Below are 10,857 nucleotides of genomic sequence, written 5' to 3' on the forward strand. Positions count from 1 at the left end.
GCGCATGATCCTGATGCTCAAGAAGAAGGGCTACACGGTGGTGATGGTGGAGCAGAACTTCCGCTTCGCCGCGCCGCTGGCCGATCGCTTTTATGTGATGGAACACGGCACCATCGTCGAGCGCTTCGCGGCCGCGGAGCTGCAGGCCAAGATGCCGGTGCTGAATGAACTGCTTGGGGTCTGATTCACGCCGGCGCACATCGCCGGCATGCATCGCAGGCATTGTTTTAGGGCAGGAACGGGTGGCGTAACGTGCCGCCGAAACTAAGGAGACAGGTAATGAAGATGACTCGGGTGGCGGTCGCTCTGGCGGCTATCGTAGCGGGCGTGGCAACGGGTACGGCATCGGCACAGGTCTCGGGCGATACCGTCAAGATCGGCTATATCACCGACTTGTCGGGCCTGTACGCCGACATCGACGGCCCGGGCGGCCTCGAGGCCATCAAGATGGCGATTGAAGACAACGGCGGCAAGGTGCTGGGCAAGCCGATCGAACTGGTCTCGGCGGATCACCAGAACAAGGCCGATATCGCCGCCTCGAAGGCGCGCGAGTGGATGGACCAGCAGGGCCTCGACGTGCTGATCGGCGGCACCAATTCCGGCACCGCGCTGGCCATGAACAAGGTGGCGTCGGAGAAGAAGAGGGTCTACATCAATATCGGCGCCGGCACTGCGCGCCTGACCAACGAGGAATGCTCGCCATACACCGTGCACTATGCGTATGACACGGTGGCGCTGGCCAAGGGCACGGGCAGCGCGGTGGTCAAGCAGGGCGGCAAGTCGTGGTTCTTCCTGACCGCCGACTATGCGTTCGGCCACTCGCTCGAGACCGACACCGCCGCCGTGGTGAAGGCCAATGGCGGCACCGTGGCGGGTTCGGTGCGCCATCCGCTGAACGCCTCCGATTTCTCGTCCTTCCTGCTGCAGGCGCAGTCGTCGAAGGCCCAGATCCTGGGCCTGGCCAATGCCGGTGGCGACACCATCAATTCGATCAAGGCGGCCAAGGAATTCGGCATCACCAAGAATATGAAGATCGCCGGCCTGCTGATGTTCATCAACGATATCCACAGCCTGGGGTTGAAGAACACCGAAGGCCTGCTGATGACCGACAGCTGGTACTGGGACATGAACGACGATACCCGCAAGTTCGCCACGCGCTTCTTCGCCAAGATGAAGAAGATGCCGAGCAGCCTGCAGGCGGCCGACTACTCCGCGGCGCATACCTACCTGAAGGCGGTCGAGGCAGCCAAGACCGATGACCCGGACAAGGTCATGGCCGAACTGAAGAAGACCAAGATCAACGACTTCTACACCAAGGGCTACATCCGCCAGGACGGCCGCGGCATCCACGATATGTACCTGATGCAGGTGAAGGCGCCGGCGGAATCCAAGAAGCCCTGGGATTACATGAAGGTGGTGGCCACCATTCCTGGCGACCAGGCCTTCACCACGGTGGCGGAATCGAAGTGCGCGCTGATGAAGAAGTAATAACGTGATGTGAATGCATGACGTATGTCGCCCCCGCGCCCGGTGCCTTCTACGGGGACCGAAGCGGGGGTCCAGTGTCTTTCTTTGCACCGGGCCAGCAACGGCGCTGGGTTCCCGCCTGGAGGCACAAGCAAGATGATTCCGGCGTGGTGATACTGCCTCAGGCATTGTGTCAGGGCAGGACCGGCACGCTTCATTTTGACTGCGCCTTGCTGGCGGGGAACGACGGATCCCGGCTGGTGCGCAAACGGTAACGCCTGCGATGGACATCTTCGGTATTCCTCTGCCCGCCATGCTGTCCCAGTTACTGCTGGGACTGGTCAACGGTGCTTTCTACGCGATGTTGAGCCTTGGCCTTGCGGTCATTTTCGGGCTGCTCAACGTCATCAATTTCGCCCACGGGGCGCTGTTCATGCTCGGCGCGGTGCTGGCCTGGATGGGCATGAATTACTTCGAGCTCAACTACTGGGTGATGCTCGTGCTGTCGCCGCTGGCGGTGGCGCTGATCGGGATCGTGATCGAGCGCACGATGCTGCGCTGGATCTACAAGCTCGACCATATCTACGGCTTGCTGCTGACCCTGGGCATCACGCTGGTGATCGAAGGCATCTTCCGGTCGATCTACGGTGTGTCCGGGTTGCCGTACTCGGCGCCCGAGGCGCTCAGCGGCGCAACCGACCTGGGCTTCATGATCTTGCCGAATTACCGGGCCTGGGTGGTGGCGGCTTCACTGGTGGTGTGCTTCTCCACGTGGTACCTGATCGAGAAGACCAAGCTGGGTGCCTACCTGCGCGCGGGCACCGAGAATCCCAAGCTGGTCGAGGCCTTCGGCGTCAACGTGCCACTGATGGTGACGCTGACCTACGGCTTCGGCGTGGCGCTGGCTGCGTTCGCCGGTGTGCTGGCGGCCCCGGTGATCCAGATTTCGCCGCTGATGGGGCAGAACCTGATCATCATCGTGTTTGCCGTGGTGGTGATCGGCGGCATGGGCTCGATCATGGGTTCGATCCTGACCGGCCTTGGCCTGGGCGTGGTCGAAGGCCTGACCAAGGTGTTCTATCCCGAGGCCTCATCCACGGTCGTGTTCTTCATCATGGTGATCGTGCTGATGCTGCGCCCGGCCGGACTGTTCGGGAGGGAGAAGTGATGAACCAACCAACCGGCGCGGCGGTGGCCGCAGGGCAGACAAGACAGGGGCGGGGCGTGCAGAAGAAACTGTTGTACGGATTGTTGCTGCTGGCGCTGATCCTGGCGCCGATGGCCGGGGCGTATCCCGTGTTCGTGTTGAAGGTGCTGTGCTTCGCGCTGTTCGCCTGCGCCTTCAACCTGCTGATCGGCTACACGGGCCTGTTGTCGTTCGGCCATGCCGCCTTCTTCGGCGGCGCGGCCTACACGGCCGGCCATGCCATGAAGGCGTGGGGCGTCACGCCCGAGGTCGGGCTGGTGCTGGGCACGCTGGCTGGTGCCCTGATCGGGTATGTGGTGGGATATATCGCGATCCGGCGCCAGGGCATTTACTTTTCGATGATCACGCTGGCGCTGGCGCAGATGCTGTTCTTCTTTTGCCTGCAGGTGCCGTACACCGGCGGCGAGGACGGGCTGCAGGGCATTCCGCGCGGCAAGCTGTTTGGCCTGCTGCCGCTGGCCAACGACCTGACGCTCTACTATGTGGCGCTGGCCATCATCGTGGCGGCCTTCGCGCTGATCGTGCGCGTCGTGCATTCCCCGTTCGGGCAGATCCTCAAGGCGATCAAGGAGAACGAGCCGCGTACCATCTCGCTGGGCTACGATACCGACCGCTTCAAGCTGATGGCGTTCGTGCTGTCCGCCGCGCTGTCCGGGCTGGCCGGCTCGATCAAGGCGCTGGTGCTGGGCTTTGCCACCTTGACCGACGTGCACTGGTCGATGTCGGGCTCGGTGATCCTGATGACGCTGGTGGGCGGGCTGGGTACACTGTCCGGTCCGCTGGTCGGCGCTTTCGTGGTGGTGGCCCTTGAGAACAAGCTCGGCGATATCGGCAACTTCCTGGCGTCGGCGACGGGCATCGAGTGGTTCGGCACGCTGGGCGAGTCCGTCACAATGGTCACCGGCGTGATCTTCGTGATCTGCGTGCTGACTTTCCGCCGCGGCATCATGGGTGAAGTGATGGCGCGCTTCTTCGGGAAGTCCCGGGAGTGACCGCCGGGATACATGCCCGGTTTTGGGGCTAGGGTTTCTTCTAGCTTGCTGGAAACGCACCGCTTCGTTACATTCCATATACGGTTTTCGCAGGTTAAATGGAGGCGGAAGCGAGGAGACGACAGGCGCGCAGTCACTAGGCTGGAGTGCCAATATAAGATGAGGGCGTTGCCGGGTGATCCCTGGCAACGCCTTTTTTAATGCCCGCTCGATACCCGTGAATGCCCGTTTGTGGTGCGTAATGCCCTCGCCATGTGGAATCGGCATAAGGGCAGCCAGAAGCGCATGAGACAATGCTGCCTTGCCATCGGGCCCGCCATGCCTTCAGATTTCCCTTCCCCGTTTCCTTCCCAGCCCGATCCCGCTAGTGCCCCGGCCCTTCCCGCCGGTCCGCAGGCATTGGTACGTCTCGCCACCCCGGCCGATGCCGGGCCCCTGTGCGCCTGGCTGCAGTCACGGCAAGCGTTGCCCGTAGCGGCGGCGCGCGCCCGGGATGCGCTGGTGGAGAACCTGCTGGCCAGGCCCGAGCGCGGGACCTGCGTGTTGGCGGTGGCCGGGGCCGCTGCGGCGCCGCGGCTGGTGGGATGCCTCCCCGTGGCGCTGGTGCCACATCTCCAACTGTCCGGCCTGGCGGCGTTAGCCGTGGAGTGGTGGGTTGGCGCGGAAGCCGCGCAAGAGGATCCCGCTGTGCTGCTGGCCTGTTGCGACCTGCTGGCCGACTGGTGCCGCGCGCACGGCGTGCGGCACATGCTCCTGGCGCCGGCGCTGCTGGGTGGGTCACAGGCCGCTTCAGCGGGCTTTGTCGCGCATGCCGGGGGCCTGTGGCATCGCAATCTCACGCCGGCGCCCAAGACCCTGGGCTGACAGGTGTCGCGCCTGACTGGCGCGACCGTCTCTGCTGCTTCGTTTTCCCCTCTTTATTTTTCTCGCATTCCATGGAATTCGCGTTTCTCGCTGTTGCCGCATTTCTTGCCGGCCTGATCGATGCCGTCGCTGGCGGTGGCGGCCTGGTGCAGATCCCGGCCCTGTTCTCCGCTTATCCCAACATGTCGCCGGCCACGCTGCTGGGCACCAGCAAGGTAGCCTCGCTGGCCGGGACCACGAATGCCGCGCTTCGCTACGGACGCAGCGTTCGTATCTATTGGGGTGCGACCCTGCCGACGATGCTGTCGGCTTTCGCCTTTTCGATGGCGGGGGCCTACGCGCTCACGCTGATTCCCGCGGACCCGCTGCGCAAGTCACTGCCCTTTATCCTGGTCATCCTGCTGGTGTACACGGTGGCCAAGAAAAGCCTGGGTACCGAGCATGCGCCGTCGCTGTCGGGCGGCAAGGAGCGCGCGGCGGCATTGCTGGCGGGGGCGGCCATCGGCTTCTACGACGGTGTGTTCGGGCCGGGGACCGGCAGCTTCCTGATGATCGTGTTCGTGCGGGTGTTCGGCTACGATTTCCTGCACGCATCGGCGTCGACCAAGGTGGTCAACCTCGCCACCAACCTGGCAGCGCTGCTGCTGCTGGCGGCGAAGGGGCATGTCTGGTGGCAGCTCGGCCTGGTCATGGCCGTGGCGAACGTGGCGGGCAGCCAGGTGGGCAGCCGCCTCGCACTCAAGCATGGCAGCGCCTTCGTGCGGCGGGTGTTTATCGTGGTGGTGGCCGCGCTGATTGTGAAGACCGCGTGGGATGCGTTCGGCCGCTGAGCCAACACGGCGTCGCGCGATGTCCGCGAGAGGCCGGGTCGCTTGCATGCTGCGATGCGGGTTAATCCGGCTACCCGGCCGATATGGCTGTTGCTAGACTCGCTACGCATTCCCGACCGGGCGGTCGGCGAATGCGCGGCCGGTCCGGCGCGCCATGGCTTGGCATGGCGAGTTCGTGCCGAGCGCCGCCGGGGATCAAGCGTCGGGCGGGAGACGGGGTGCGGCGAATTTGCATTCGCCAAGTGCCCTGGGGTAGCAGGCAGGCGCCGGCGTTGCGCCTGGAGACGGTCCCGCGAGGGACCGGCACTATAAGAAGAATAGAAAGACAAGAACACCAGACTGGGGCATCCGACCGGCCGGAGGCCGGGACGGATGCCTTTTCCGTTTGCCGCAATGGAAGGAGACACGATGACATTCAAGCGCGCCAGCCTGCTGGCTCTCGCTGCCGCCGGCCTGTGCGCCGGCACCGCCAGCGCACAGGTCAAGGTCGGGGTAACGCTATCGGCCACGGGACCCGCGGCTTCACTGGGCATCCCCGAGAAGAACACCATCTCGCTGCTGCCGAAGGAGATCGCCGGCAAGAAGGTCGAGTACATCGTGCTGGACGATGCATCGGACACCACCACGGCGGTCAAGAACACGCGCAAGCTGATCAGCGAGGACAAGGTCGACGTGGTGGTGGGCTCCACCGTTACGCCCAACTCGCTGGCCATGGTCGACGTCGTCGCCGAGAACGAGACGCCGATGATCACGCTGGCCGCCTCGGCCCGCATCATCGAGCCGATGGACGCCAAGCGCTACTGGGTCTTCAAGACGCCGCAGAACGACTCGCACATGGCAACCGCCATTGCCGAGCACATGACCAACCACAACGTGAAGACGGTGGCCTTTATCGGCTTCGCGGATGCCTACGGCGATAGCTGGGCGCAGGAATTTGCCAAGGTTGGCGAGATGCGCAAGATCAAGGTGGTGGCCAACGAACGCTTCGCCCGCACCGATACCTCCGTGACCGGCCAGGTGCTCAAGATGATGGGGAGCAATCCCGATGCGGTGCTGATCGCTGGTTCGGGTACGCCGGCCGCGTTGCCGGCCAAGGCGCTCAAGGAGCGCGGCTGGAAGGGCAAGATCTACCAGACGCACGGCGTGGCCAACGCCGACTTCCTGCGCGTGTGCGGCAAGGATTGCGAAGGCACCTTCCTGCCGGCCGGCCCGCTGCTGGTGGCCGAGCAACTGCCTGACAGCAACCCGGTCAAGAAGCCCGCCATCACCTACAAGACCGCGTACGAAAAGGCGTATGGCGGGCAGGTCTCGACCTTCGGCGGCCACGCCTGGGATGCCGGCCTGCTGCTGCAGCGTGCCATTCCGGAGGCGCTGAAGAAGGGCCAGCCGGGTACCAAGGAATTCCGCAAGGCGCTGCGCGATGCGATGGAGCAGACCAAGGAACTGCCGATCTCCCACGGCATCATGAACATGACGCCGACGGACCACCTCGGTCTGGACCAGCGCTCGCGCGTGATGGTGGAGATCGTCGACGGCAAGTGGAAGCTGCAGACCAAGTAAGACCGCCGGCATAGGTGCACGGCGGTGCGAGGAGGGCGCATGGACAAACCATGCGCCCTTTTTATTGGGTGCGCAGCGGCTTGCCGGAAGCAGAGCGGGCAGCGCCGTCACTACAGGCAATCCCGTACTTGACACCGCATGCGTCATGCACGATCTTTAACGTGTTAATTAAATTGACGGGTCTGCGAGGCCGGCAGGAGCGGGCGAATCGGGATGGCGGCCACGCTGCGCCGCGGATATGCTGCTTCAGGCATATCAGAGGTTTGGCGTGCGTGCTTGCGGATGACCGATGCGGCACTGCGCAACCTAAGGGTTCGTCAGGATTTACGCTATGCGTAAGTTCTTTACTATTTCGTAATTCGTTTTTTCACAAGCCAGCCGGCCTCCCTCGCCGGCAGGACTATTCAACAATACGGGGAGACAATGGACCTCTCGATCGCCGCCATCCTGGCGCAGGACGGGATCACCTCGGGCGCCATCTACGCGCTGCTTGCGCTGGCCCTGGTGCTGGTGTTCTCGGTGACCCGCGTCATCTTCATTCCGCAAGGGGAGTTCGTCGCCTATGGCGCGCTGACCCTGGCGGCGATCCAGTCTGGTCATGCGCCGCAAAGCAGCTGGCTGCTGCTGGTCATGGGCGTGCTGACCTTTCTCTACGAGACGATCACCATCCTGGGCAGCGCCGAGCTGCGCCGTACGGCAGCAAGGCGGCTGGCCGTGCTGGCGGGCAAGTACCTGGTCTTCCCGCTGGCCGTGCATCTGCTGGCGCAGAATTTCAACGGACAGTCGATGCCGATGCTGGCGCAGATCGCGCTGACCCTGCTGATCGTGATTCCGCTCGGGCCCATGCTGTACCGCCTGGCCTACCAGCCGCTGGCCGAGGCCAGCACGCTGGTGCTGCTGATCGTTTCGGTCGGCGTGCACTTCGCGCTGGTGGGGCTGGGCCTGGTGATGTTCGGCGCCGAGGGCTCGCGCACCACGCCGTTCTCCGAGGCTCGCTTCGAAGTGGGCAGCCTGTCGATATCCGGCCAGAGCCTGTGGGTGGTGGGCGTGTCGGCGTTGCTGATCGCGGCGCTGTACTTCTACTTTGAGCGCACCATCGCCGGTAAAGCGCTGCGCGCCACCGCGGTCAATCGCCTTGGCGCGCGCCTGGTGGGCATCGGCACGACCCAGGCCGGGCGGCTGTCGTTCACGCTCGCGGCGGCGATGGGCGCGTTGTGCGGCATCCTGATCGCGCCGCTGACCACCGTCTATTACGAATCGGGCTTCCTGATCGGTCTCAAGGGATTCGTCGGTGCCATCGTGGGTGGCCTGGTGAGTTATCCGGTGGCGGCCGCGGGTGCCATCCTGGTGGGGCTGCTCGAATCCTATTCCTCCTTCTGGGCCAGCGCCTTCAAGGAGGTCATCGTGTTCACCCTGATCCTGCCCGTGCTGCTGTGGCGCTCGCTCACCAGCAAGCATGTGGAAGAAGAGGAATAAGGGACACACCATGAACAAGAACCTCAAGAACCGAATTTTCCTGCTGGCCTTCACGGTGGTGCTGGCGCTGTTGCCGGTGCTCCCCACCCCCGAGTTCTGGATCACCCTGGGCAACTACATCGGCCTGTACAGCATCGTCGCCATCGGCCTGGTGCTGCTCACCGGCGTGGGCGGCATGACCTCCTTCGGGCAGGCCGCCTTCGTTGGCCTGGGCGCCTACAGCACGGCGTACCTCACCACGCAGTTCGGGCTGTCGCCGTGGTTCGGCCTGCTGGTGGGGCTGGTGATCACGATGGCCTCGGCTTATGTGATCGGCCTGATCACCATGCGCATGTCCGGCCACTACCTGCCGCTGGCCACCATCGCCTGGGGGCTGTCGCTGTTCTTCCTGTTCGGCAACCTGGAGTTCCTCGGCAAATACGACGGCCTCAACGGCATTCCGGTGCTGAACGTGCTCGGCATCGATCTGGCCTCCGGCCGCTCGATGTTCTACCTGATCTGGGCCGTGGTGCTGCTGGCGGTGATCGCCATGCAGAACCTGCTGAACTCGCGCCCGGGCCGCGCCATTCGCGCGCTCAAGGGCGGCGGCACCATGGCCGAGGCGATGGGGGTCAACACCGCGTGGATGAAGGTGGTGATCTTTGTGGTGGCGGCGATACTCGCCTGCATCTCTGGCTTCCTCTACGCGCATCTGCAGCGCGCGGTGAACCCGACGCCCTTTGGCCTGAACTACGGTATCGAGTACCTGTTCATGGCGGTGGTGGGCGGCGTCGGCCATGTGTGGGGCGCGGTGCTCGGCGCGGGCATCCTCACCATCCTGAAGGACGTGCTGCAAGGCGTGCTGCCCAAGCTGCTCGGCGCCAACGGCAACTTCGAAACCATCGTGTTCGGCGTGCTGATGGTGCTGCTGCTGCAGTACGCGCGCGACGGCATCTGGCCCTTTATCAAGAAGCTGTTCCCGAGCGGGCTGCCGGTGGCGGCGCCGGCGCAGGCCGAGCGGTTGCCGTTGCGGGCGAAGCCGCAGGCCGGCGAGCTGATCCTTGATGTGAAGGCCGCGCGCAAGGAGTTCGGCGGGCTGGTGGCGGTCAATGACGTCAGCTTCCAGGTGCGCGCCGGCGAGATCATCGGCCTGATCGGTCCCAACGGCGCAGGCAAGTCCACCACCTTCAATCTCGTCACCGGCGTGCTGCCCGCCACGCGCGGCGAGGTGCTCTATCGTGGCGAGCAGATCTCCGGGCTGCCGTCGCGCGAGATCGTCAAGCGCGGCATCGGGCGCACCTTCCAGCACGTGCATCTGCTGCCCACCATGACGGTGCTGGAGAACGTGGCGATCGGCGCGCACCTGCGCGGCGACTTCGCGGCGCAGGGCGGCGTGACCGCGGCGATCCTGCGCATGAACCAGAACGAAGAGGCGAAGCTATTGCACGAGGCCGCGCGCCAGCTCGAACGCGTGGGGCTGGCCGACTGCATGTACATGGAGGCCGGCAGCCTCGCGCTGGGCCAGCAACGCATCCTGGAAATCGCCCGTGCGCTGTGCTGCGACCCCGCGCTGCTGCTGCTGGACGAACCCGCGGCGGGGCTGCGCTACAAGGAAAAGCAGGCGCTCGCGGAACTGCTGAAGAAGCTCAAGGGCGAGGGCATGAGCGTGCTGCTGGTCGAGCATGACATGGATTTCGTGATGAATCTGACCGACCGCCTGGTGGTGATGGAGTTCGGCACGCGCATCGCGGAAGGCGTGCCCGAGGACGTGCAGAAGAACCCGGCGGTGCTCGAAGCCTATCTCGGCGGCGTGGAGTAAGGAAAAGACAATGAGCCTGATCCTCGAAGTGAAAGACCTCCACGTGCGCTACGGCAAGGTCGAAGCGGTGCACGGCGCCAACCTGAAAGTGGAGGCGGGCAAGATCGTCACGGTGATCGGCCCCAACGGCGCGGGCAAGTCCACCATGCTCAACGCGATCATGGGGGCGCTGCCGGTGAGCGGCTCCTCGGCCGGTGCGGTGACCTATCTCGGCCACGACCTCGCCGGCATACCGGTGGAGGGCCGCGTGGCGCGAGGCATGTGCCTGGTGCCGGAGAAGCGCGAGCTGTTCAGCTCGATGAGCGTGGCGGACAACCTGGTGCTGGGGGCGTATCGCCGCAAGCGCGCCGGGGAGAAGAACTTTCTCGACCAGATGGAAGTGGTCTACGGCTTGTTCCCGCGCCTGAAGGAGCGGGCCAGGCAGGATGCCGGCACGCTGTCCGGCGGCGAGCGCCAGATGCTGGCGGTGGGGCGCGCGCTGATGGCCAAGCCGCAACTGCTGATGTTGGACGAGCCAAGCCTCGGGCTGGCGCCGCTGATCGTGAAGGAAATCTTCCACATCATCAACGACCTGCGCAAGACCGGTGTGGCGACACTGCTGATCGAGCAGAACGCACGCGCGGCGCTGCAGGTGGCGGACTATGGGTATGTGATCGAGACGGG

Annotated in this window: 9 protein-coding genes and 1 pseudogene; all 10 read left to right on the top strand. The window is 64.5% G+C overall.

Annotated features, from left to right (window positions below; translation table 11 throughout):
• Window positions 1-184, top strand: a pseudogene (locus tag AC1DS6_RS41555) (ABC transporter ATP-binding protein); the annotation flags it as partial.
• 95 nt (window positions 185-279) lie between these two features.
• Window positions 280-1,488 (top strand): ABC transporter substrate-binding protein, encoded by a 1,209-nt coding sequence (locus AC1DS6_RS41560; RefSeq protein WP_477104695.1) that lies wholly within the window; start codon window positions 280-282, stop codon window positions 1,486-1,488.
• A gap of 262 nt (window positions 1,489-1,750) precedes the next feature.
• On the top strand, window positions 1,751-2,635 hold the full coding sequence (locus AC1DS6_RS41565; protein ID WP_276287246.1) for a branched-chain amino acid ABC transporter permease: 885 nt from the start codon (window positions 1,751-1,753) through the stop codon (window positions 2,633-2,635).
• Window positions 2,635-3,666, top strand: a complete 1,032-nt coding sequence (locus tag AC1DS6_RS41570; protein ID WP_441637028.1) for a branched-chain amino acid ABC transporter permease — start codon at window positions 2,635-2,637, stop codon at window positions 3,664-3,666. Before AC1DS6_RS41565 ends, AC1DS6_RS41570 begins: the two co-directional genes overlap by 1 nt.
• A gap of 318 nt (window positions 3,667-3,984) precedes the next feature.
• Entirely contained in the window at window positions 3,985-4,530 is a 546-nt protein-coding gene (locus AC1DS6_RS41575) for a hypothetical protein (protein ID WP_441637030.1), read from the top strand.
• 71 nt (window positions 4,531-4,601) lie between these two features.
• Entirely contained in the window at window positions 4,602-5,360 is a 759-nt protein-coding gene (locus tag AC1DS6_RS41580) for a sulfite exporter TauE/SafE family protein (protein ID WP_441637032.1), read from the top strand.
• 408 nt (window positions 5,361-5,768) lie between these two features.
• Window positions 5,769-6,920 (top strand): ABC transporter substrate-binding protein, encoded by a 1,152-nt coding sequence (locus tag AC1DS6_RS41585; protein WP_441637034.1) that lies wholly within the window; start codon window positions 5,769-5,771, stop codon window positions 6,918-6,920.
• A 423-nt stretch (window positions 6,921-7,343) separates the two neighbouring features.
• Window positions 7,344-8,396, top strand: coding sequence for a branched-chain amino acid ABC transporter permease (locus tag AC1DS6_RS41590; RefSeq protein WP_441637036.1), 1,053 nt, complete (start codon window positions 7,344-7,346; stop codon window positions 8,394-8,396).
• Between the two features lie 10 nt (window positions 8,397-8,406).
• On the top strand, window positions 8,407-10,194 hold the full coding sequence (locus AC1DS6_RS41595) for a branched-chain amino acid ABC transporter ATP-binding protein/permease (RefSeq protein ID WP_441637038.1): 1,788 nt from the start codon (window positions 8,407-8,409) through the stop codon (window positions 10,192-10,194).
• 10 nt (window positions 10,195-10,204) lie between these two features.
• A partial coding sequence (locus AC1DS6_RS41600) for an ABC transporter ATP-binding protein (RefSeq protein WP_441637040.1) occupies window positions 10,205-10,857 on the top strand: 653 nt, incomplete at its 3' end.

This window comes from Cupriavidus sp. 05L310 (assembly GCF_056398185.1).

Bases quoted from the DNA above. Each gene is read 5' to 3' on its own strand.
- AC1DS6_RS41560 (WP_477104695.1), top strand. From the start codon at position 280: ATGAAGATGACTCGGGTGGCGGTCGCTCTGGCGGCTATCGTAGCGGGC.
- AC1DS6_RS41565 (WP_276287246.1), top strand. From the start codon at position 1,751: ATGGACATCTTCGGTATTCCTCTGCCCGCCATGCTGTCCCAGTTACTG.
- AC1DS6_RS41570 (WP_441637028.1), top strand. From the start codon at position 2,635: ATGAACCAACCAACCGGCGCGGCGGTGGCCGCAGGGCAGACAAGACAG.
- AC1DS6_RS41575 (WP_441637030.1), top strand. From the start codon at position 3,985: ATGCCTTCAGATTTCCCTTCCCCGTTTCCTTCCCAGCCCGATCCCGCT.
- AC1DS6_RS41580 (WP_441637032.1), top strand. From the start codon at position 4,602: ATGGAATTCGCGTTTCTCGCTGTTGCCGCATTTCTTGCCGGCCTGATC.
- AC1DS6_RS41585 (WP_441637034.1), top strand. From the start codon at position 5,769: ATGACATTCAAGCGCGCCAGCCTGCTGGCTCTCGCTGCCGCCGGCCTG.
- AC1DS6_RS41590 (WP_441637036.1), top strand. From the start codon at position 7,344: ATGGACCTCTCGATCGCCGCCATCCTGGCGCAGGACGGGATCACCTCG.
- AC1DS6_RS41595 (WP_441637038.1), top strand. From the start codon at position 8,407: ATGAACAAGAACCTCAAGAACCGAATTTTCCTGCTGGCCTTCACGGTG.